This window comes from Larkinella soli (assembly GCF_003703975.1).
Lineage (GTDB): Bacteria > Bacteroidota > Bacteroidia > Cytophagales > Spirosomataceae > Larkinella > Larkinella soli.
Window position 1 is genome coordinate 141,941 of the sequence record NZ_QTJY01000008.1, and the last position, 23,026, is coordinate 164,966.

At 62.2% G+C, this 23,026-nt stretch carries 19 protein-coding genes; 13 read left to right on the forward strand and 6 right to left on the reverse strand.

The window, feature by feature from the left end; genetic code table 11:
* Positions 1-7: 7 nt before the first annotated feature.
* A complete protein-coding gene (locus DX909_RS15745; RefSeq protein ID WP_164851298.1) occupies positions 8-1,081 on the reverse strand; it encodes a sensor histidine kinase in 1,074 nt (357 codons plus the stop codon).
* Between the two features lie 259 nt (positions 1,082-1,340).
* Between DX909_RS15745 and DX909_RS15750 the strand changes: the two genes are divergently transcribed.
* From DX909_RS15750 to DX909_RS15780, 7 genes are all read left to right on the forward strand, one after another.
* Complete coding sequence (locus DX909_RS15750; protein ID WP_128546150.1) at positions 1,341-2,528, forward strand: efflux RND transporter periplasmic adaptor subunit; 1,188 nt, start codon at positions 1,341-1,343, stop codon at positions 2,526-2,528.
* Positions 2,529-2,592: 64 nt separating this feature from the next.
* Entirely contained in the window at positions 2,593-5,778 is a 3,186-nt protein-coding gene (locus DX909_RS15755) for an efflux RND transporter permease subunit (protein WP_128546151.1), read from the forward strand.
* Positions 5,778-7,202 (forward strand): efflux transporter outer membrane subunit, encoded by a 1,425-nt coding sequence (locus DX909_RS15760; RefSeq protein ID WP_128546152.1) that lies wholly within the window; start codon positions 5,778-5,780, stop codon positions 7,200-7,202. The genes DX909_RS15755 and DX909_RS15760 overlap by 1 nt, the downstream gene beginning before the upstream one ends.
* A gap of 129 nt (positions 7,203-7,331) precedes the next feature.
* Positions 7,332-8,093 carry a hypothetical protein gene (locus DX909_RS15765; RefSeq protein ID WP_128546153.1) on the forward strand — a complete coding sequence of 254 codons (762 nt, stop codon included), beginning with the start codon at positions 7,332-7,334 and terminating at the stop codon, positions 8,091-8,093.
* Complete coding sequence (locus DX909_RS15770; RefSeq protein WP_128546154.1) at positions 8,090-8,491, forward strand: DUF2846 domain-containing protein; 402 nt, start codon at positions 8,090-8,092, stop codon at positions 8,489-8,491. Before DX909_RS15765 ends, DX909_RS15770 begins: the two co-directional genes overlap by 4 nt.
* A gap of 28 nt (positions 8,492-8,519) precedes the next feature.
* Entirely contained in the window at positions 8,520-9,542 is a 1,023-nt protein-coding gene (locus DX909_RS15775) for a sensor histidine kinase (protein WP_128546155.1), read from the forward strand.
* 5 nt (positions 9,543-9,547) lie between these two features.
* A complete protein-coding gene (locus tag DX909_RS15780; RefSeq protein WP_128546156.1) occupies positions 9,548-10,237 on the forward strand; it encodes a LytR/AlgR family response regulator transcription factor in 690 nt (229 codons plus the stop codon).
* Between the two features lie 123 nt (positions 10,238-10,360).
* Here DX909_RS15780 and DX909_RS15785 read toward each other — a convergent pair whose 3' ends face one another.
* Genes DX909_RS15785 through dinB form a run of 3 tightly spaced genes read right to left on the reverse strand, consistent with a single transcriptional unit; the run spans position 10,361 to position 14,932 of the window.
* Positions 10,361-13,318 carry a DNA polymerase III subunit alpha gene (locus tag DX909_RS15785; RefSeq protein ID WP_128546157.1) on the reverse strand — a complete coding sequence of 986 codons (2,958 nt, stop codon included), beginning with the start codon at positions 13,316-13,318 and terminating at the stop codon, positions 10,361-10,363.
* A gap of 7 nt (positions 13,319-13,325) precedes the next feature.
* Positions 13,326-13,745: a hypothetical protein gene (locus DX909_RS15790; RefSeq protein WP_128546158.1), complete on the reverse strand. Its 420-nt coding sequence runs from the start codon at positions 13,743-13,745 to the stop codon at positions 13,326-13,328.
* A gap of 11 nt (positions 13,746-13,756) precedes the next feature.
* Positions 13,757-14,932, reverse strand: a complete 1,176-nt coding sequence (dinB, locus tag DX909_RS15795) for a DNA polymerase IV (RefSeq protein WP_128546159.1) — start codon at positions 14,930-14,932, stop codon at positions 13,757-13,759.
* Between the two features lie 229 nt (positions 14,933-15,161).
* Between dinB and DX909_RS15800 the strand changes: the two genes are divergently transcribed.
* From DX909_RS15800 to DX909_RS15815, 4 genes are all read left to right on the forward strand, one after another.
* Positions 15,162-15,971 carry an XRE family transcriptional regulator gene (locus DX909_RS15800; protein WP_128546160.1) on the forward strand — a complete coding sequence of 270 codons (810 nt, stop codon included), beginning with the start codon at positions 15,162-15,164 and terminating at the stop codon, positions 15,969-15,971.
* Position 15,972: 1 nt separating this feature from the next.
* Positions 15,973-16,698, forward strand: coding sequence for an SOS response-associated peptidase (locus tag DX909_RS15805; RefSeq protein WP_128546161.1), 726 nt, complete (start codon positions 15,973-15,975; stop codon positions 16,696-16,698).
* 155 nt (positions 16,699-16,853) lie between these two features.
* Entirely contained in the window at positions 16,854-18,965 is a 2,112-nt protein-coding gene (gene pta, locus DX909_RS15810; RefSeq protein WP_128546162.1) for a phosphate acetyltransferase, read from the forward strand.
* 17 nt (positions 18,966-18,982) lie between these two features.
* Entirely contained in the window at positions 18,983-20,206 is a 1,224-nt protein-coding gene (locus DX909_RS15815; protein WP_128546163.1) for an acetate/propionate family kinase, read from the forward strand.
* 424 nt (positions 20,207-20,630) lie between these two features.
* On the opposite strand, the gene DX909_RS15820 is transcribed toward DX909_RS15815, so the two are convergent.
* Complete coding sequence (locus tag DX909_RS15820; RefSeq protein WP_128546164.1) at positions 20,631-21,110, reverse strand: hypothetical protein; 480 nt, start codon at positions 21,108-21,110, stop codon at positions 20,631-20,633.
* Positions 21,111-21,297: 187 nt separating this feature from the next.
* Here DX909_RS15820 and DX909_RS15825 point away from each other — a divergent pair, with 187 nt between their 5' ends.
* The gene (locus tag DX909_RS15825) at positions 21,298-21,726 is read left to right on the forward strand and encodes a response regulator (protein ID WP_128546165.1); all 429 of its coding nucleotides are present in this window, start codon (positions 21,298-21,300) and stop codon (positions 21,724-21,726) included.
* A 36-nt stretch (positions 21,727-21,762) separates the two neighbouring features.
* Here DX909_RS15825 and DX909_RS15830 read toward each other — a convergent pair whose 3' ends face one another.
* Positions 21,763-22,245: a YdeI/OmpD-associated family protein gene (locus DX909_RS15830; protein WP_164851299.1), complete on the reverse strand. Its 483-nt coding sequence runs from the start codon at positions 22,243-22,245 to the stop codon at positions 21,763-21,765.
* 563 nt (positions 22,246-22,808) lie between these two features.
* Here DX909_RS15830 and DX909_RS29565 point away from each other — a divergent pair.
* Positions 22,809-22,961 carry a hypothetical protein gene (locus tag DX909_RS29565; protein WP_164851300.1) on the forward strand — a complete coding sequence of 51 codons (153 nt, stop codon included), beginning with the start codon at positions 22,809-22,811 and terminating at the stop codon, positions 22,959-22,961.
* The last annotated feature ends 65 nt before the right edge of the window (positions 22,962-23,026 follow it).

A 23,026-nucleotide genomic window follows, 5' to 3' on the forward strand; every position in this document is an offset into this window, starting at 1 on the left:
GTCGTTCTCAGGCTTCCTCCATCGCCACGTTCATCGCCTTCCGGGCCGAGTAATGCTCCAGCGGCAGGAACAGGTCGACCACGTACCGGTCGGGGGCAGACCGGATTTCGAGCTGGTGCGTTCCGGGATAGAGCATGTGCAGCCGCTGGCGCGTGTTGTCCAGCCCGACGCCCGTGGAGACCGGCGCCCGCGCCCGGCAGGGCACCGTATTGACCACGTGGAGGTGCAGCCGGCCGTTCTCCAGCCGGATGTCGATTTCGACCTCGCAGGAGCTGATACCGGCCGCGCCGTGCTTGAAGGCATTTTCGACGAAAGGCATCAGCAGCATCGGCGCCACCACGTAGCCGTCCGGCTGCCGGTCGGCGGCCAGGCCGGTGAAATGCACCTGGCAGCGGCTGCCGACCCGTTCGGATTCGAGGGCGATGTAACTTTCGAGAAATTCCAGCTCATCGGTCAGCGGCACCCACATCCGGCGCGTACTGTCGAGCTGATACCGAAGCAGTTGCGAAAGCTGCATGATCAGGTCGGGCGTGCGTTCGGGCTGGTGGAGGCTGACGCCGTAGAGGTTGTTGAGGGTATTGAAGAGGAAGTGCGGGTTGAGCTGGGAGCGCAGCACGCTCAGTTCCATCTCCTTCATGCACATCTTGAACTGGTGCTGCTGCCGGCGCTGCTGGTAGAAGCGGTTGATCAGCAGCGGCACGTTGAACAAAAGCAGGCTGACGGTGGCCGTAGCGAGCGTATAGAGAAAAATCAGTCCCGGCGCGAAGGCCGTTTTTACCTCTTCGGTGCAGAGATAATCGTTCACCTGCATCAGGATGACCGTAAACAGCAGCAGAATCGCGACCGCCCGGATGGCATACCGGCGGCTCTGATGGCCGTCGAGCAGCCCCGGCAGCACGAAAAACCGCTGTATCTGCGCATGGCCATAGAGCATGCAGAAATAGATCAGTTCCTGGCTCAGCAGCGACTTGGAGTTGATCAGATCCCAGGAAGTCAGCGAGTTAAGCGTAAAGAAGCCCAGAAACAGCAGGCCTTCCTGCAGCCAGCGCTGGCGGGGACAATTCTGGATTTTCTGGAGCATACGCAGACTGATTTGGCACCGAAGACGAAACAAAGTAACAAGGGCGAATCGGGACGGACAAATTAAAATGACCAATTGCATTCGTCCCGAATTTCCCGGCATACGTCATCTATACTTGTTCTCCGCGCCCGATCCTGTCTCCTTTGCAGAGCCGTTGAACGTTAAAACCGCCGAGTTGAGCGTCAAAGCCGCCGATTTGGTCAGAATCAGCTTGTTCATCGGGTATTTAACCTATTTTTGCACAGGTAAACAACGTAACATGAAACCGTCCGGCTACCATCCGCACCATTCCTTCTTTTTTCAACAGGTCCTGTTCGCGCTCGTCCTTCTCGGCCTCTACGGCTGCGGCACGGCCGCCGAACAGACCGCCACGACCGCTGAAGTTCCGGCGCTGCCCGTCGTTCAGGTCGGCACTTCCGGCATGACCACCTGGCAGGAGTTTCCGGCCACGCTGGAAGGCAAAGTCAACATCGACATCCGGCCCCAGGTGGAAGGGTATCTGGAAAGAATCTTCGTCGACGAAGGAGCCGCCGTCCGCAAGGGCCAGCCCCTGTTCCGGATCGATCCCCGCAGCTATCAGGAGCAGCTCAGCAATGCGAAAGCCAACCTGATGATGGCCCGGGCCAATCTGGACAAAGCCGCCCTGGAAGTGGATCGCCTGACGCCCCTGGTGCAGAACCGGGTGGTGTCGGAGGTCCAGCTGAAGGCGGCCCGCTCGGCCTGGGAAGCCGCCCGGGCGGGCGTCGGGCAGGCGGAGGCCGGCGTGGAAACGGCGCAGACCAACCTGAGCCGGACGCTGATCACGGCACCCGTGAGCGGCTATATCGGCCGGCTGCCCTACAAACCCGGCAGCCTCGTGGGCCGCGCCGAGCCCCAGCCGCTGACCACCCTCTCGGACGTGGGCGAACTCTACGCCTACTTTTCGATGAGTGAGGTCGACTTCCTGGCGTTCACCCGTCAGTCGCCGGGCCGCGACCTGGCCGACAAGATCCGGAAGGCCCCGCCGGTCGAGCTGCTGCTGGCCGACAACCAGCCGTACGCACAGAAAGGCCGCATCGAGATCGTTTCGGGTCAGTTCGACAAAACGATGGGGGCCATCAGCTTCCGGGCGGTCTTCCCGAACGGACAGCGGCTCCTGCGCTCGGGCATCACCGGCCGCATCCGGATTCCGACCCACCACGACGCGATGGTGGTCGTCCCGCAGGAAGCGACCTTCGAGCGGCAGGACCGCATCTTCGTCTTCGCGCTGGCCGACAGCAACAAGGTGGAAAGCCGCCCGCTGCGCATCCTGGGCAAGAGCGGTAACTACTACCTCGTCGCCGACGGGCTGCGGGCCGGCGAGCGGATCGTGCGCGACGGACTGGACCGGCTCCACGATGGCGACGTCATCGCTCCGAAACCGGTGCCGGCCGGCGGAAACGCCGGTTCGCTGACCACTTCCCTGTAAACCATCCTCCCAACCAACCGCCTGGCGGGTTGCTTTCGCGGCCCGTACAGGCTCTCTTATAGCCATGCTCAAGGTATTTATCGAACGACCGGTTCTGGCAACGGTCATCTCCATTCTTCTGGTGATCCTGGGAGTGATCTCCCTGCTTACCATGCCGGTTACCCAGTTCCCGGACATTGCCCCGCCGAGCGTGCAGGTCACCGCCCTGTATCCCGGCGCCAACGCCGAGGTGGTGGCCCGCTCCGTCGCCACCCCGCTCGAAGAAGCCATCAACGGGGTCGAGAACATGACCTACATGACGTCCTCGTCGAGCAACGACGGGGCCGTGGCGATCAACGTCTACTTCAAGCTGGGCACCAACCCCGACCTGGCGGCCGTGAACGTGCAGAACCGCGTCGCCAAGGCCACCAGCCTGCTGCCCACCGAGGTGGTGCAGGCCGGTATCGCGACCCAGAAGCAGCAGAACAGCATGATCATGTTCCTGGACCTGATCAGCACGAAGGACGTCTACGATGAAACGTTTCTGCAGAACTACGCCAAGATTAACATTATCCCCGAACTGCAGCGGGTCAACGGCGTCGGGCAGGCGCTGGTATTCGGCGTGAAGGACTACGCCATGCGGGTCTGGCTGAAGCCGGACCGGCTGACGGCCTACGGGCTGTCGCCCCAGGAGGTGCTGGCCGCCATCCGCGACCAGAACCTCGAAGCCGCCCCCGGCCGGATCGGCGAAAACAGCGCCGAAGCGTTCGAGTACGTCATCAAGCACAAAGGGAAGTTCAACCGGCCCGAAGAGTTCGATCAGATCGTGCTGAAAGCCAACCCCGACGGCTCGACCATCCTGCTCAGGGACGTGGCCCGGCTGGAGTTCGGCTCGTTCACCTACAGCGGCAATACGCGCGTCGACGGCAAGTCGGCGACGGGCATCGCCATTTTCCAGACGGCCGGCTCCAACGCCAACGACATCCAGGTGGAGATCCTCGACATCCTGAACAAGGCCACCCGGGAGTTTCCGGACGGTATCCATTACGCCATCGAATACAGCACCAAGAAATTCCTCGACGAGTCCATCGAGCAGGTGTCGCACACGCTGATCGAAGCGTTTCTGCTGGTCTTCCTGGTGGTGTTCCTCTTCCTTCAGGACTTCCGTTCGACGCTGATTCCGGCCATTGCCGTGCCGGTCGCCATCGTCGGGACGTTCTTCTTCATGCAGCTGTTCGGCTTCACGATCAACCTGCTGACGCTGTTCGCGCTGGTGCTGGCGATCGGGATCGTCGTGGACGACGCCATCCTGGTGGTGGAGGCCGTCCATACGCGGATGGAGCAGGGCAGACAGTCGGCGCGGGCGGCCACGCTGCGCTCGATGCAGGAGATTTCGGGCGCCATCGTGTCGGTCACGCTGGTCATGGCGGCCGTGTTCGTGCCGGTGGGCTTCATGCAGGGGCCGGCCGGGGTGTTCTACCAGCAGTTTGCGTTTACGCTCGCCATCGCCATCGCTATTTCGGCCGTCAACGCCCTGACGCTCAGCCCGGCACTCTGTGCCCTGCTGCTGACCAACCGGCACACGGATCACGCCGGTTCGGGCCGCAGGGGGTTCGCGGGCCGCTTCTTCCATGCGTTCAATGCGGGCTTTACGGCCACCACCCGGCGCTACGTGGGCTTCACCCGGCTGCTGATCCGGCATAAGGGCGTGAGCCTGAGTGCGCTGGCCCTCGTGGCCGGGCTGACGGTCTGGATGGTGCGCACGACGCCGACCGGCTTCATCCCGTCCGAAGACCAGGGCTTCGTCGTCTATTCGCTGAAACTGCCCGCCGGGGCCTCGCTGCAGCGGACGCAGAAAGTGTCGCAGCAGATGGAACAGATCGTCAAACGGATGCCGGCCGTCCACAGCCACTACGGCATCAGCGGCTTCAACATCCTTTCCAACTCGATCAGCCCCTCGTATGCCGTCGGGTTCATCAACCTGAAACCGTATGCCGAGCGGGGGTCGGTGCAGTCGCTGGACGCGATCATGGGCCAGATCAATACCGAACTGGGCAAGGTCAGCGAGGGACACGTCGACGTGTTCACCTTCCCGACAGTGCCCGGTTTCGGGAGCGTCGACGGCTTCGAGCTGGTACTTCAGGACCGGACGGGCGGCCCGCTCGACAAGCTCGGCACCACCTCCACCCGGTTCATCGGCGAACTGAGCAAACGGCCGGAGATTGCGGCCGCCTTCACCACCTTCGATACCGGCACGCCCCAGTTCCTGCTCGATATCGACGCCAAAAAAGCCAGCCAGCTCGGCATCTCGACCGGCAACATCCTGCAAACCATGCAGATGTATTACGGCAGCACTTTTGCTTCCGACTTCAACCGGTTCGGGAAGTTCTACCGGGTCATCGCCCAGGCCGACCAGCCCTACCGCGCCGATCCGTCGTCGCTGAACGGCATCTACGTGAAGAATACGGCCGGCGAGATGGTGCCGGTCACGACGGTGGCCTCGCTGAAGCGGGTGTTCGGACCGGAGGTCGTGACGCGCAACAACCTGTTTAATGCGGTGGTCATCAACGGGATACCGAAACCGGGCTACAGCACCGGCGACGCCATCCGGGCGGTGGAGGAAGTGGCGAAGAAGCACCTGCCCAACGGCTTTTCGTACGAATGGACCGGCATGACGCGGGAGGAAATTTCGGCCGGCAACCAGTCGGGTCTGATCTTCCTGCTCAGCCTGGTGTTCATCTACTTCCTGCTGGCGGCCCAGTATGAAAGCTACCTGCTGCCGCTGGCCGTCATCCTGTCGGTGCCGACCGGGGTGCTGGGCGTATTCTGGGCCATCGACCTGGCCGACATCGACAACAACATCTACGTACAGGTCGGTCTGATCATGCTCATCGGGCTGCTCGCCAAGAACGCCATCCTGATCGTCGAATACGCCGTGCAGCGACGGCGGGGCGGGATGCCCCTGATGGCCTCGGCGCTGGAAGCCGCCCAGCTGCGGCTCCGCCCGATCCTGATGACGTCCTTCGCCTTCATCGTGGGGCTGATCCCGCTGATGTTCGCGACGGGATCGTCGGCGAAGGGCAACCACTCCATCAGCATCGGCACGGCCGGGGGCATGCTCACGGGCGTGGTACTCGGCATTCTCATCGTCCCGGTCCTGTATGTCGTCTTTCAGCGGCTTCAGGAGAAGATCAGCGGCCGTTTGGCCTTCCACCGGACCGAAACCGCTGAAGAAGAATTACTTGCCACCGACTCACTGAATCATCCCTAATGGTACGATCACTCTTTACCGGGGGCCGCCTGGTGGTCCCCGCCCTTCTTCTGTTCCTGGTTTCCGCCTGCAAGGTCGGGCAGAATTACCAGCGTCCCGAACTGCCGGTTCCCGAACAGTTCCGGTCCGCTCCCACCCCCGGCACAGGCACGGCGGCACGGCTGCCCTGGCGGGAGGTCTTCCCGAATCCCGAGCTTCAACAGCTCATCGGCACGGCCCTGACGGGCAACTTCGACCTCCAGGCGGCCATCAAACGCATCGAGGAAAGCCAGGCCTACCTTCGCCAGACCCGGTATGCGCTGCTGCCGTCGGTCAGCGGTCAGGTGGCGGCCTCGACCATCACGCCCTCGCGCAACAGCCTCAACGGAGTGAGCCTGGAAAACTTCATCGGCCAGCGGCACCTCGAAGACTTCTCGGTCAGTGCCGGCGTCTCCTGGGAACTCGACATCTGGGGAAAAATCCGGCGGCAGAACGAAGTGACGCGGGCCAACTACCTCCAGACCGAAGAAGGCGCCCGGGCGGTGCGCACGAATCTGGTCGCCCACGTCGCCCACGGCTATTTCAACCTGCTGCTGCTCGATGCCCAGCTCGACATCGCCCGGCGCAATCTGGCCCTGAGCGACTCCATCGTGCAGGTGATCCGTCTGCAGAAAGACGGCGGTGAGGTAACGGAACTGGCCGTCGAACAGGCGCAGGCCCAGCGGCAGACGGCCGCCCTGCTCCGCTCGCAGCTGGAACAGGCCATCCTGATCGGCGAAAACGGTCTGCGTCAGCTGATGGGCGAAATGCCGGGCAGCGTCGCCCGGACGGTGCGGCTGGATGCCGTGCCGGTTTCCGATTCGCTGCCGGCGGGCGTACCGGTGCAGCTACTCGCCAACCGCCCGGACGTGCGGGCCGGTGAGCTGGCGCTGGTGGCGGCCAACGCCCGGGTCGGGGTGGCGCAGGCCAGTCTGTATCCCTCGCTGCTGATCACGGTGGGGGGCGGAATCAATGCCTTTCAGGCCGCCAACTGGTTCATGCTGCCCGCTTCGCTGTTCTACAGCGTGGCCGGCGGCCTGTCGCAGCCGATCTTCCAGCGGGGTCAGCTCAAAACCCAGCTCGAAGTGGCCCGGATTCAGCGCGAGGAGGCCCTGATCCGGTTCCGGCAGGTGCTGACCAACGGCGTGCGGGAGGTTTCCGACGCGCTGGCGCAGGCCGAAAAGCTGAAGGAGCAGGAGCAGGTGGCGGCCGTGCGCGTCGTCACGCTGAAGCGGGCCATCGCCGACGCCCGGCTGCTGTTCACCAGCGGGCTGGCGAACTATCTGGAAGTCATTACCGCCCAGAGCAACGTCCTGCAGGCCGAACTGGCCCTGGCCCAGATCCGGCAGCAGCGGCTGGCTGCGTCGGTCGAGCTGTACCGGGCGCTCGGGGGCGGCTGGCAGTAAGGGCCGGTCGGCGGACATCACAAAATCCGGGGGTTTCCCCACAAACCTCGCTTCGTTGGTCACACGTCTTTGGCGGATCGGCGGGGCGAGGTTTGTTTTACGGTGTCATCCAACCTAACCGACTCTTTTATGAAACGATTTCTGTTGCTCTTGCTTATCGGCTCACACACTGCCCCGGCCCAGACCGCCGACTCGACGGCGCAGGTATCCATTCCTCCGAAAAGCGATTTCAAATCCGGGATGATGGCCGAGATCGGCGTCTCCGTCGCTTCGACCCGCATCCCGGCCATTCGGTCGTACTTCCGCAGCAACGGCATCCGGCCCGACTCCCACATCGACCCGTTTCTGCATTTCGGTTTCGGCGGGCGTTACGGACGCTTCAAGGTGATGCTGCTGGCCGGCCGCTCCTTCAGTTTCATCGACCTGCCTCCGCTCCGCGACGACGATGCCGGAAGCCGCCCCGTCGCCCGGCAGGTGCGGGCCAACTACGGCGGGGGCCAGATTGGTTTCGATCTGGCCAACACCCGAAACCGGCGGGTCTATCTCAATGCCGGCCTCGGCACCATCGGCTATGAATACAGCGTCTACCGCCAGAGCGACGAAGCCGTCGCTTTCTCCGACCTGCCACAATACCGCCCGGGCGGCCACATTCCTTCGCTGATTCTCTACAATCATTTCTGGGACGTCAATATCGAGTATTCCCAGCGGGAAAAACGCAAGCGGAGCGTGGAGAGCGTGCTGCGGATCGGCTACCGGCGCGGCCTGCAGCCCGGCACCTGGAAGTCCGACGCCTTCCGCCTGACCGGAGCACCGACCGACCGCATCAGCCAGTTTTATATCCAGGGGACCTATTACTTTTCCAGCAATTACATCAAGGGGGCGAACCGATGAAACTGCTGCTGTTCATGGGTCTCTGGTGGCTGGGAGCGGTCACCGGGGACGAGCAACCCCGCAACGGGCAGGGCCGGGTCGTCATCTACCGGCAGCGGGAATTCGGCGGAAACAGCTACGACCTGAAGATCAACGACAAAAAACTGGGCAGCCTGCCGACCAATCGTTATCTTGAGATCGAAGTGCCGCCCGGGCGGGTCAAGCTGGAATCGGTGAAGGATTATTTCTCGGAAAACCGGACGCTGTGGCTTTCCGTCCAGGCCGGCCACACCTATTACGTCAAGGCCGTCGAGGAAGTCGATTTCCTGAGCCGCTCGCTGCTGATGGCCCCCATCGCGGAAGAGCAGGCCCAGCGCGAACTGAACCGGCTCAAACCGGCCCGGCCGTCGTCCCACTAACCGTCTCTGAACCGATACCGCACCGACCGTGACCCCTCCTCCGAAACTCTACGCCGTCGCCGTTCTGATCACGGCGCTGGCGGGTCTGCTGATCTACTGGGGCCGGCTGCTGTACGAGGGCGTCTGGCAACAGGTCGACGAGGCCCTGCCCGACATCGGGGGGCTGGCCCGCTACCTGCTGGGCATCATCGTCCTGCTGACGGCCCTCTGGGCGCTGGCCTTCGCCAGTTACCGGCTGACGTTCCTGCGGTGGCACCTCCGGCGGGAAACCCGGCCCTACTACTGGACCTGGCTCTGCGGGCTGGCCTTGCTGCTCTTCGAACTGCTGCAACTCCGCACCGGCCGCGAACCCGCCTTTGCCGACGAGAATATGCTGGTGACGGGCGTGCTGATCGGTTTTATCATCGCCTACGGCTACGTGGCCGACTCGTTCCGGGCCCGCCGGGAGCAGCTGCACCTGGTTCAGCAGAAAACGGAAGCCGAACTGACGGCGCTGAAGGCCCAGATCAACCCGCACTTTCTGTTCAACGCCCTGAACACGATCTACAACGAGGCCCAGCGGGCCGACAACGAAACCGTCGCGGACCTGATCCAGCAGCTTTCGGGCATCATGCGGTTCACGCTGCAGGAGTCGAAACAGCCGCTGACGCCCATCGACCGGGAGCTGGCGTTTCTGGAGAAATACCTGGCCCTCCAGCGGGCGCGGCTGCCGCAGAGCGACCGGCTGCGGCTCTCGACCCGGCTCGACTGGGACGGGCAGCCGGCCCGGATCGCTCCCCTGCTGCTGATTCCGTTCGTCGAAAACGCCTTTCAGTACGGCATCAGTCTGGCGCAGCCGTCCTTCATCGATCTGGACCTGAGCGTTGCGGATCGCCGGCTGCGGATGCGGCTCACCAACAGCCTGCCGGCTCAGCCCGCGTCGCGCAGCGGCAGCGGCACCGGCATCACCAATGCCCGGCAGCGGCTGGCCCTGATGTATCCGGCACGCCATGAGCTGCGCATCGACCGGACGTCCGATACCTTTACCGTTGATTTGACTCTCGACCTGTAAGAACCATGCTCGACGCCATCGCCATCGACGACGAACCCGCGGCCCTGGAGGTGCTCCGGCGCTATGCGGACAAGGTGCCTTTTCTGAATCTGACCCATACGTTCGTCAGCACCACCGACGCGCTGGCCCATCTGCACGCCCGGCGCGTCGATCTTCTTTTCCTGGATATTCAGATGCCCGACCTCCTGGGTACGGACTTCGCCCGGCTGATCGCCCCGCTGCAGAAACCGGTTATTTTCACGACCGCCTGGGCCGACTACGCCGTGGAGGGCTTCACGCTCCAGGCGCTCGACTACCTGCTGAAACCCATCGAGTTCGGGCGGTTTCTGCAGGCCTGCAACCGGGCCTATGCCCAACTGATGCCGCAGCGCGACGGCCCGGCCGGCATTTTCGTCAAGGACGGCTACGACTGGATTCGGGTGAATCTGGACGACGTGCTCTACATTCAGTCGGACACGAACCTGCTGTTCATTCACGAACCGAACCGGCAGGTCTGCACCCGCATGACCATCGCCGATATGCTGGCTACGCTCCCGCCCGACCAGTTCATCCGGGTCCACAAGTCGTACATCGTCGCCCTGAAGGCCATCCGCCGGATCGAGCGCCACCAGCTGACGGTTGGGAACGTCACGATCCCGCTGGCCGGCAGCTACCGCGACGCCCTCGAACAGCGCCTGCTCCGAAAACCGGGGTGACCACCCCCAGCCGGAGCGCCGGTCCGACCCCCTCCTTGCTAAGGAGAGGGTAGCTTCGCAATAATTAGGAACAGGCGGAGCCCTCCCCTCCTTGCTAAGGAGGGGGCCGGGGGGTGGTCCTTTTCAGTTGCCGATGCGCAGCAGGGTGCCGATGCCGCGGGGGTCGGGTTTGACGGGCAGTTTGTGCAGTTCGCGGATTTCGACGCTCGGGAAGCCGAACTCGACCACCACTTTGCCGTGCAGCCGGTAGAGGCCCATGCCCCGGAGCGGGTGCGTCACCATCACCTGCGGGAAATGGGTGGTGTCGAAATACTGCCCCTCGCGGTCCACGAAATACCCGAACTGCATGGGCTTGCCGGTTTTGGTCCGGATGCTCTTATAGGTGATCAGGTAGCCGTCGATGACCACCTCCCGCCCCTCACAGCCCGGCATCTGGCGCGCGACGATGCCTTCCGTTTCGACGGCCAGCCAGTCGAAGGGCGAGCGCAGCATGAAGCCCAGCAGTTCCATCTCGTCGTAGGCGTCTTCCCACTCGTCCTGCCAGAGGGGCGGCAGGCGGTATTCCATCTCGCCCAGCTCGAACAGATCGCCCGTGGCGACCTGCCCGGCGGTATTGTTGGCCAGCGCGTGGGCCAGCCACAGCAGTTCCTTCTTGGTCTGCCCGAAACAGCGGAACGCCCCCACCCGGATCAGCACGATCAGCTGCTCCAGCCCCGCCCCCACCCGGCGCGTGAAGTCCTCCAGGCTCGTGAACGGCCCGGCCTGCCGCTGTTGCAGCAGCGCCTGCACCGTGCGGTCCTCCAGGCTCTTCACCAGCGACCACCCCAGCCAGAGCGTATGACCCTCGATGGTGGTCGGAATCTCGCTGCGGTTGATGTCGGGAGCCTCGACGACGGCCCCCCAGCGCCGGGCTTCGTGGATGTAAAACTCGGTTTTGTAGAAACCGCCGAAGTTGTTGATGACGGCCGTCATGAATTCCAGCGGAAAATACGTCTTCAGAAACAGGCTCTGGTAACTTTCGACGGCGAAGGAGGCCGAGTGCGCCTTGCTGAAGCTGTAACCCGAAAAGCTCCGGATCTGGCGCCAGACCTCGGCGGCCACCTCGTCCTGGTAGCCCTTTTCCCGGCAGTTGGCGAAGAATTTGGCCTCGATGCGGGCAAACTCCTCCTGCCCCCGGTATTTGCCCGACATGGCCCGGCGCAGGATGTCGGCTTCGGCCAGCGTCAGGCCGGCGAAGTGGTGTGCCACCTTGATGACGTCCTCCTGGTAGATCATCACCCCGTAGGTGTCGGCCATCAGTTCCTGCATCTTCGGGTGAACCGGCGTGTAGTCGGCCGGGTTGTGGTGGCGCCGGATGTATTCGGCCATCATGCCGCTGCTGGCGACGCCCGGCCGGATGATCGACGAGGCCGCCACGAGCGTCAGGTAGTCGGCGCACTGGAGCTTCCAGATCAGCTGGCGCATGGCGGGCGACTCGATGTAGAAGCAGCCCATCGTCTCGTGGGCCTGCAACTGCCGGCGGATGTTCTCGTCGCGCTTGAAATCCTGGATGCGGTGGATGTCGATGTCGATCTGCCGGTTTTCGCGCACCCGGTCCACGGCCTCTTTAATGTGCCCCAGCCCGCGCTGGCTGAGAATGTCCCACTTGGCGAAACCGATCTCTTCGGCCGCGTACATGTCCCACTGGCAGATCGGGAATCCCTTGGGCATCGGTTGCAGGCCCGTGTAGTGATAGAGCGGTTTTTCAGAGATCAGCACCCCGCCCGCGTGGATCGAAAGGTAGTTGGGAAAGTCTTCAAGTTTGGGTGCAAAATTCAGAATATAGCGGGTATACTCCCCCCGGTGCGTGCCGGCCGGATCGGCCACGAGGGCGTCGATCTCGAACTTGGGCAGCCCGAACACCTTGCCCAGCTCGCGGTAGGCCGCCCGGTCGCGGAAGGTCACGTAGGTCGCCATCAGGCAGACGTGGTGCCGCCCCCAGGTCTTGAAGATGTAGTCGGTGATCTCATCGCGCTCGTCCCAGCTGAAGTCGATGTCGAAATCGGGCGGGGAGGTGCGGTTCGGGTTGATGAAGCGCTCGAAATAGAGGTCCAGTTCGATGGGATCGACGTCGGTGATGCCCATGCAGTAGGCCACGATGCTGTTGGCCCCCGACCCCCGGCCCACGTGGTGGTAGCCGCGCGAGTGGGCGTAGGTGATGATGTTCCAGGTAATCAGGAAGTAGGCCGTGAAATCCAGTTCCTCGATGACCCGCAGTTCGCGCTCGACCCGCTGCTGCGCTTCGCGGTGGTGTTCACCGTAGCGGTCGCGGAGGCCGTCGGCCGTCAGCTTGCGGAGCAGGGCCATGTCGTCCTCGCGGCTGGGCGTGTAGAGCTTCCGGTTTTTGGACGAAGCGAAGTCGAAATCGAAGGAGCAGCTTTCCAGCAGCCGCTGCGTGTTCCGAACCACCGGCTGCCAGTCGCGGAAGGCATGGGCCAGCTGGTCGGGCGGGATCAGGAACTCGTCCTCGCGGACGGTTTCGTGCTCAACCAACTTGGAAAGCAGGCAGTTATGGGCGATGCAGCGCAGCAGCCGGTGCAGGCTGAAGCCCCGGCGGTCGAGGTAGGTGACAGGTTGCAGAATCACCACCTGATGCGGTTTCAGCCGGGCGCGATACCGCCAGAGCTGCGTAATCTCGGAGGGCCGCACCCCCGCCAGTTCGTGGTCGGCCAGGTCGCTGAACTGATCCAGCCGGGCCAGCGGGTAGATTACCCAGGCATATTGAAACCGGGGTGCCCGGAGCGGAAAGTCCTTTCCTGCCAGCAGGTATTGCGACAGGTGCCGGTTGATCTCGGCGAAGCCCTCCGGGTTGCGGGCCAGGCAGACGTAGGCCGGCTCCTGGTGGTTGCGGAACTCCACCCCCACCACCGGCCGGATGCCGGCCTTCGCGCACTCCTTCACAAACTCGAAAACGCCCGAAACCGTGTTGATGTCGGTCAGGGCCAGCGTCCGGATGCCCAGAGCCGCAGCCGCTTCCACCAGCTTCTCAGGCGGAAGCGTGCCGTAGCGGAGGCTGAAATAGCTGTGGGCGTTCAGATACATAAGCGTGTCAGGCGGCCTGTCGGTAGTCGGTGTTGCCCAGCAGGTGCGGGTGTTCGAAGCGGTTGCCGAGGTGCAGCAGCTTCCGCGAGATCGAGAAGTTGAGCGGGATGGTCATCGGCCGCAGGGCGCCCACCGTCGCCAGCACGAAGCCGCAGCGCTGGGGCGAGTAGCTGATTTCCCACATCCGGCCCGTCCACTCCACCCAGTCGCATTCGTAGAGGATGGTGCCGGTCCGGTCGTGGGTGCCGACGGGCAGCATGAGGTGCCAGGGCGAGGTGGGTTCGTAGACGCGCCGTTCGGCGGGATTGGCCAGGTTGACCAGCACCAGGGCGTCTTCCATCCAGACGCCGACGTGCTGCTGCCCATGCCAGGGCTGCGACAGATAATGCATTTGAATACCGTCCCAGAGTCGTAAGAAGTCGTGCATATGTTTGAAAATCAGAATCCTCGTTGATGATGACTGGCCCGGATCAGGCGATCTTCCCCGAACCGGCTGCGGACCTGGTCCATCTGGCGGTACAGCTCCGGCAGCGGTTTCTGCATCGGCTGCCCCAGCGCGTCGAACAGGCTCAGCTGCTCGGCCCCCCGCACCAGCCGGCCGAAGCTGACGCCCACCAGCCGGATGAGCAGCCGGCGGTCGTAGAGCCGGTCGAAGGCTTTCCGGGTGGCCGCCAGCAGCAGGTGATCGGAGGCCGTGGCCGGCAGCGTGATCTGGCGCGTGTAGGTCTGAAAGTCGGAATACCGGATCTTGACCGTCACCTTCCCGGCACACCAGCCGCCCTGCCGCAGGTCGTAGGCCAGCCCCTCCACCATCCGCTCCAGCGTCAGACGGAGCAGGGTCACGTCGGTCGTGTCGGTCTGGAAAGTCATCTCCTTCGACATCGACTTCTGCCGGTGCAGCGGCACGACGGGCGTCGGGTCGATGCCGTTGGCGCGGTCCCAGAGCAGGAGGCCGGTTTTGCCGAAGGTGCGTTCCATGAGCCGGCGCGGAATCTGCGCCAGCGTGCCGAGCTTCGTGACGCCCATGCAGCGCAGCGTGTGGGCCATCTTCTCGCCGATACCGGGCAGCTTGCCCACGTCGAGCTTCCAGAGGAACGGCTGCACCTCGGCGGGTAGCACGTGCAGGGCGCCGTCGGGCTTGCGCTCGTTGGCGGCCACCTTCGACACGGTTTTGTTGACCGACAGCCCCCACGACACCGACAGGCCGGTTTCGCGCACGATCCTCTGCTTCAGCTCCCGCGACCATTTTTCGCAGCCGACGAACTTCTCCATCCCCGTCATGTCGACGTAAAACTCGTCGATGCTGGCTTTTTCGGCCACCGGGGCGGCTTCGGTGATAATTTCGGTCACGGCCTTCGAGTACTGCGTGTAGGCCTGGTAGTCGCCCTTGATGACCATGGCTTCCGGGCAGAGCCGGCGGGCCAGCCGCATGGGCATGGCCGACCGGACGCCATACCGCCGGGTTTCGTAGCTGCATCCGGCCACCACGCCCCGATCGCCGGTGCCGCCGATGAGCAGGGGCCGCCCCCGGAGTTCGGGGTTGCGCAGCACCTCCACCGTCGGAAAGAAGGCGTCGAGATCGAGATGAAGGATATGCCGGTCGGCATCAGTCATGGGCTTACCGCGTTGATCTGGGGGCTAAATAACCAATTTGTAATAATAGTTACAAACAGATTGTAATTATTATTACATAATGATGTAACTGATTTTACGATAGATAGTTTTTCAGGAGCCGGAAAGCCGCTTTTACAGGTAAAAACCGATTTACAATTGTAAACTTTCTTACAGAGAGACTTCCTTTTGTAAACCGGAATCCGTATCTTTGATCAAGGAAGCGACTGCCATGTATATAGCTGAGAATCTGAGTCTTTTACGTTCGTATTACGGTCTGTCCCTCGTCGAGGTGGGCGGGGTGATCGGGGTGACGCACCCGACGCTGTCGAAATACGAGAAGGGGGAAACGGTTCCGCCGATGGATGTGGCGGCCAAACTGGTGACGCTCTACAAAATCTCGCTGGACATCCTGTTTTTCCAGCCCCTGGGCAAACTGAGCCGCAAGCAGCTGCAGCAGATGCTGGCCTCGCCCGACCCGCTGTTCCGGGGGCAGTCGTTCCGGGTACGCGAGCTGGTCAGCAGCGTCGGGCCGGACAATGAGGAGAACATCGAACTGGTGCCGGTGAAGGCCGCCATGGGCTACTGCCAGGGCGGTTTCGAAGACGCCGGTTTCATCGCCGAACTGCCCAGCTTCCGGCTGCCGCTGCCGTTTATCTCCCAAAACCGCAAATACCGGCTGTTTCCGGCGGGCGGGGAGTCGATGCTGCCCATCCCGGCCAACGCCTACGTGCTGGGCGAATACGTGCAGGACTGGTACGGCGTCAAAGACGGTACGGGCTGCGTGGTGGTGAGCCACGAGGGCATCGTCGTCAAGAAGGTCTACAACGAACTGGCGACCCACCGGCGGCTGATGCTGCACTCCCTCAACCCGGCCTACCAGCCCTACGCGCTGCCGGCCGAGCAGTTGCAGGAACTCTGGCGGTATGTCCTGTACATGTCGGCGGACTTTCCGGATTCGGAACCGACGCTGAGCACCATTCTGGATGAATTACGCAAGCTGAATGCCGGTCAGGAAAAACTCTTACAACAGGCTCAATAGCATGTGTTACCACAAAAATCTCAACGTAAGCCCGCAGGAACTCCAGGAACGCTACGACGCGGACCTTCCCCCGGGCGCCGACTTCGGTCCGATCTTTCACGCCAGCGCCTTCGCCTTCCCGCACTGGCCCATTCTGACCCACCAGCAGCCGGGCCAGTTCCGCATGCTCCAGTGGGGCCTGATTCCGCACTGGGTCCGGGGCCGCGACCAGGCCGAGGAACTGAAAGCCCGCACGCTGAACGCCCAGTCGGAGACCATCTTCGAAAAACCGTCGTTCCGCGGGGCGGCCCAGGGCGGCAAACGCTGCCTGATTCCGGTTACCGGCTTTTTCGAGTGGTTTACGCAGAAGAGTAAGAAATACCCGTTTTATATCCATCCCCGCTCGCAGAAGATCGTGTCGATCGCCGGGCTATGGGACGAGTGGACCGACCGCGACACCGGTGAGGTGCTCCAGACCTACACCCTGCTGACGACCGAAGCCAACCCCCTGCTGGCAAAGATCCACAACACCAAACGGCGTATGCCGGTGCTGCTGACGACCGAAGCCGAAAAAGCCTGGCTGCGCAACGACCTCAGCGAGAAGGAGACACTGGCGATCTGCGCCGACCCGTACCCCGACCGCGAACTGGAAAGCTACACGATCACGAAGCGCATCACCGCCCGGGGTGAACCGACCGACGTGCCCGAAGTACTCGAACCGGCCGCGTATCCCGAGATGAAATTTTAATTACAACGGGTATGGTTTACCGTAAAAAAGCCGTGAACCCGGGTTCACGGCTTTTTTATAAACCCCCGAAAGCAGAAAAGCGTTAAAATAGCGGGTTCGATTTCCTACAGACCGTATACCGCTCTCCCGGTAGCGCAGAAACGCATTCGCTATTCATGACAAAAGCCTTATTTATTGCTTCGATGGAGCCCTACACCGGCAAGTCGCTGGTCGCGCTGGGCCTGGTGAACTGGCTCCTGGGTAAAACCAGAAACGTCGGGTATTTCAAACCCATCATTTCCGAGCAGGTACCCGGCCGCAAAGAGATTCATATCGAGGCCATTCTGGATTATTTCGCCCTGCCGATTCCCTACGAGGACACCTTCGCGTTCGGCCGCCAGGAGGCCCTCAACCACATGGAGTCCATCGAAAGCCGGGGCGATCTGCTCAATACGGTCATCAGCAAATACAAGAAGCTGGAGGAAAGCTGCGACTTCACGGTCATCGAGGGCAGCGATTTTCTGGGCGAGGGCGTCGCGTTCGAGTTCGAGTCGAACGTCGTGATTGCCCGGAACCTGGGCGCGCCGGTGCTGGTGGTCGTAACGGGTGAGGGCAAAACCACGGCCCAGATCGTCAGCGCGGCCCTGAACGCTCTTCAGGGCTTCGAAAGCCGGGAGGTGCAGGTGCTGGGCATCGTGGTGAACCGGGTGAGGGCCGAACAGGTCGACGACGTCCGCGAGCTGCTCCGGATGCAGCTGCCCGCCGATCTGCTGCTGACGGTCATCCCGTGGGAAAAGGGCCTCCAAAGCCCGACCATGAAGGAAATCTGCGAAGCGCTGAGCGCCAAAGTGCTCATCGGCGAGCCGCTGCTGAGCAACCAGGTCGACAACTTCGTGACGGGGGCCATGATGCTGCCCAACTTCCTGAACTACATCAAGGACAACGTGCTGATCGTGACGCCCGGCGACCGGGGCGACATCATCATCGGGGCCATTCAGGCCAACCTGTCGGCCAACTACCCGAAGGTGGCCGGCATCGTGCTGACGGCCGGCACCGAACCCGACGAGCCCATCATGCGCCTGATCGCGGGTTTGCAGACGGTGATCCCGATCCTGTCGGTGCCGCACGGCACCTTCCGCACCACCACCGCCATCGGGGCCATCCACTCCCGCATCACGGCCGATAACCGGCAGAAGATCGAGCTGGCCCTCAACGTCTTCGAGAAGCACGTCGACACGAAGGCACTGGACGAGAAGATCGTTACGTTCCAGTCGGAGAGCATTACCCCGCATATGTTCCAGTACCAGCTGGTCAAAGCCGCCAAAAGCCATAAGAAACACATCGTGCTGCCCGAGGGCAACGACGACCGCATCCTGAAGGCGGCCGCCCGGCTCATCAGCCAGAACGTCGTGGACCTGACCATCCTGGGCGATCCGCAGGAGGTGACGGCCTCCTTCCGGCGTCTGGGGCTGGACGCGGCCGTCAGCGCCGTCCGGATCATCGACCCGGCCCGGTCGGAGCAGTACGACGCCTACGCCGAAACGCTGTACGAACTGCGGAAGAACAAGAACGTGACGCCCGAAACGGCGCGGGACCTGATGCTCGACGTGTCGTATTTCGGCACCATGATGGTCTACAAGGGCCATGCCGACGGGATGGTGTCGGGGGCGGTGCATACGACCCAGCACACCATCCGGCCGGCGCTCCAGTTCATCAAGACCCGGCCGGGCGTCTCGCTGGTGTCGTCGGTCTTCTTCATGTGCCTGCCCGACCGGGTGTCGGTCTTCGGCGACTGCGCCGTCAACCCCAACCCGACCGCCGAACAGCTGGCCGAGATCGCCATTTCCTCGGCCGAGAGCAGCGCCCGCTTCGGCATCGAACCCCGCATCGCGATGCTCTCCTACTCGTCGGGCACCTCGGGTGAGGGCGAAGACGTGGAGAAGGTCCGGCAGGCGACGGTCCTGGTCCGGCAGAAGCGCCCCGACCTGAAAATCGAAGGCCCAATTCAGTACGACGCGGCCGTGGACCCGCTGGTCGGCAGCCAGAAGCTCCCCGACTCGGATGTCGCCGGCCGGGCCAGCGTGCTGATCTTCCCGGACCTGAATACCGGTAACAACACCTATAAGGCCGTGCAGCGGGAAACCGGGGCTCTGGCCATCGGCCCCATGCTGCAGGGCCTCAACAAACCGATCAACGACCTGAGCCGGGGCTGCACGGTCGACGACGTGTTCAACACGGTCGTCATTACGGCCATTCAGTGTCAGGATACTCAACCTACCCAACCGTAACGTTTACTTCATCCCGCATGCTTATTCTCGTCATCAATTCGGGCAGCAGTTCGCTGAAATACCAGCTGTTCGACATGCCCTCCGACCAGCCGCTCTGCACGGGCCTGATCGAGCGCATCGGCATGGCCGACGCCTTCGTCCGGCATAAGGTTCCGACGACCGGCCCCGCCCGGGTGATCGAGCGGCAGGAGGCCATCCCCAACCATTCAGCCGCGATGGAACGGATGCTGGCCCTGCTGTCGGACCCGGAAGCGGGCGTCATCGGCAGCCCGGACGACATCGCGGCCATCGGCCACCGCGTCGTCCACGGCGGGGAGCAGTTCAACCGCGCCACCCCAGTGACGCCGGCCGTGAAGGAAACCATCCGCTCGCTGTTCGCACTGGCCCCGCTGCACAACCCCATCAACTACGAATGTCTGGAGCTGGCCGAAACCACCTTCCCGAACGCCCGGCAGATTGCGGTTTTCGATACGGCGTTTCACCAGACCATGCCTGAATACGCCTTCCGGTATGCGCTGCCCGAGGCTCTGTACCGCGAGGAGGGCATCCGGGCCTATGGGTTTCACGGCACCAGCCACCAGTATGTCAGCCGGAAGGCGATGGAACGGCTCGGCAACCCCGACGCCCGGCTGATCAGCATTCACCTCGGCAACGGGTGCAGCATCACGGCGGTGCGGGCCGGCCGCTCGGTCGATACGAGCATGGGCTTCGGGCCGCTGAGCGGGCTGGTGATGGGCACGCGCTCCGGCGACATCGACCCCTCGGTGCTGTTTCACCTGATGGCCCACGGCTACAGCCCGGAGGAGGTCGGCCATCTGCTCAACAAGCAGTCGGGTATGAAGGGGCTGTCGGGGTTCAGCGACATGCGCGACGTCGGGAAAGCCCGGGAAGCCGGTGACCGGGCGGCCGAGCTGGCCAGTGAAATCTACGCCTACCGGGTTCGTAAATACGTCGGAGCCTATGCGGCCGTGCTGAACGGGGTCGACGCCCTGATCTTTACGGCGGGGGTCGGCGAAAACGACGCGGCCATGCGGGCGCGCATCTGCCGGGGACTGGACTTCCTCGGTGTGTCGGTCGATGCGGAAAGAAACGAGACGCCGTCGGGCGAGGTCCGGGACATCGGCCGGGCGGAGTCGCCGGTCCGGGTGCTGGTGATTCCGACCAATGAAGAACTGGACATTGCCCGACAGACATATGAAATTTTACTGGACAAAACCGACCGGCCGGGAGCGGCTTTGTAACCCTCAGCGAACCGCCCAATAAGTTTACAATCCTACTGGATAGAAAGAGTAATTAAAGCATTTGGCGAACACTTACCTTCCGGTCAAGATTTCAGGCGGTCCGGATCAAATGTGGTTTCACCGTCAGAAAAACACCTAATAGCCATACAAAAAGGTACCTGGTTTCCGGGTACCTTTTTTCATTTCCCGGCCCCCCCCGGCCCCCTCCTTGCTAAGGAGGGGGTGGCTCTGCAGGACTGAAAAAGGGCAGCGCACTCTCCCCCTCCTTGCCAAGGAGGGGGCCGGGGGGTGGTCGGCCCCCTGGTAACTCGGTATGATAAGTTGACCTAAAGGCAAAAACGCTTCCCCAAACAACCCCTAAAGGGGGAGCTGATCCGGCGGAGCCTCACCTCCTATAGGGGGCCGGGGGGTGCCTCGGAATTCCTCAGGAATGCGGGACGGCCTGGCGGACGGAGGGGAGCAGCAGCAGGTTCAGCAGGACGAGTGCCATCAGCCCGTCGATCAACTGGTAGTAGATGCGGTAGCCCAGCAGACAGAACAGAATGCCGGTCCAGAACAGAAGCAGGGTGCAGAGGCCGACGGAAGCCGCCCAGGCCCAGTGGTACGGGCAGCCTTCGAGGGTACGTTCGGCGAGCGGCCACGGCAGCCGGACCCACAACGCGATGCCCAGAAAAAGCGGCACCAACCCGAACATCACCAGAATAAACGTGCCCGGCATCTCGAAGCTGGTGAGCGGCAGGCTGGTGAGAATCTCCGACGGAATGCCCAGCGAACGACCGGTCGGGTCGCTGATTAGCCGCCAGCCCCCCTGAATCCCGCCTACGGCCAGCGTGAGCTGAACAAGGAGCAGGACGTAAAATGGCGCCGGCCGCAAGGCTTTTTTGTCGATGTAGGAGATTTCCATCGGTTTGCGAAAGAATAACCAAATTAATCATCTGTTCCGAAATGAATGATTCCGGAACCGAAAAGCGATGCAACGGCCCTGACCGGAGACCCACCGCCGGGCGACACGAGACCAAATGCTAACCCTTATGAACATTTTATAGTTATCCTCATACATCGCATTCGGCATCTATAGGATCACTGAATAAATGGAAGAAAATACGCCTATTATCTTCATCGACGACGATGAAGACGATAAACTTATGCTTACGCCCATTCTGAAGGAAATTGCTCCGCACCTACCGGTTTTGTTTTTCGACAACGGTCAGCAGGCCATCGAGTACCTTCGAACGAGTCAGCAACGCCCGTTCATCATCTTTTCGGAGATAAGTCTGCATACGATGAGCGGCCTGGAACTGCGTCGGCAGATCGAGGAGGACCCGAGCCTGAGGATGCGGGCCATCCCGTTTATCTTCTTCACCCACCCGGTTCACCGCGACCTGGTGGAAAAAGCCTATGAACTGACCATCCAGGGCTTTTTCGAAAAGAAACAGACCATCGACGAAATCCGCGCCCAGTTGCGGGCCATCGTCAGCTACTGGTCCAACTGCCTGCACCCGAACCGCTTCGTCGACTGACGTTCGGGTGGTCGCTGCAGGGGTTAGTCAGCCGGGTTACGACGAAGACTTTGCCCGCTTGAGCTTGTCGATCTGCTCGATGGCCCGGTCGACGCGAGTCTGGACGTTACCGGCCGAAGCGATCCAGTACATGATGCTGCGTCGGCGGCCCGGGGTCAGCTCGTGGAAGCGCCGGTTTCCCTCCTCGTCGATGGCCAGCAGTTCCTGAAGTTCTTCAGGCATGGGCATGCCGTAGGGGCTGTCGTCGGTCCGGATCTCCGCCGTCAGCGACCCGCCGTAGGTCAGCCCGGCTTTGTCGCGGAGCTTTTTGCCGAGGTGAATGAAGTACTGCCCCGCGCCTTTGGGCATCAGGGCGCACGAAAACTCGACGGTTCCGTTGATCCGGCAGACGACGCGGGCCGGGCCTTTCCCGGTAAACCGCCGGGCGACCGGGTCGGGCACATCCAGAAAATGGACCCCGCCCTTGTACGGAAAACGATCGACGGTCGACTCGAAGCGGACCCACGGTTTGGACTCCATTCTAAAAGCAGCGATTAAGGATGAGGTGGGCGGCAGGGTTGCCGTTCTTAAATAAAACCTCAAAAATCCGAATCTGCAAGCATCGCTGAGACTGACCATGCCGACCACCCCCCAGCCCCCTCCTTACCAAGGAGGGGGTGGCTTCGCAGGGCATTAAAAATGGCAGCGCACTCCCCCTCCTGTTTTAGGAGGGGTCGGACCGGCGCTCCGGCCGGGGGTGGCCGGCCGCAACACGACCGGTTTGAAATAGCCACCAGGTTGCCCTTTGGCAATCTTTCTTGCATGGAAGGCCGTCTGCTCCTACCTTTGAACCGCGAAGTCAAAATTGATCTGTTACAAGAGTAATCCTTCTTATCGAAGGCGCTTAAACCCAGGCCTGGCCGGCAAAGGGTGAGAGTCCTTAGCGTCTTCATTGTCTTGTAACAGTGATCGGGCTTCGCAGTGACCGGCCTATTTTTTCACTTATTCCCTTTTTTACGGACATGCGAAGCCCGAAAAAAGCTCCAAAATCCCGGAAAATCCGGCCCCTGGCGAATGACTTGCCCTCCAGCGCACCCCGTCGCTTGCTTTTACAACAAATCAATTACAGCCATACTTCGCCCGAGCCGCCAAACGGCGCTCTTACCGACGACCCCGTGCTGCTTCGTCACCTGCACGACCGGCTCGCCCGCGACATCCGGCGGCTTTGGTGTCTGCTGAAGGGGCTGGAGGATTAACCAAGGGAACAACCCTTAAAGATTTGCAGTTATCAGTTGACAGTTGTATCATTGTCAACTGATAA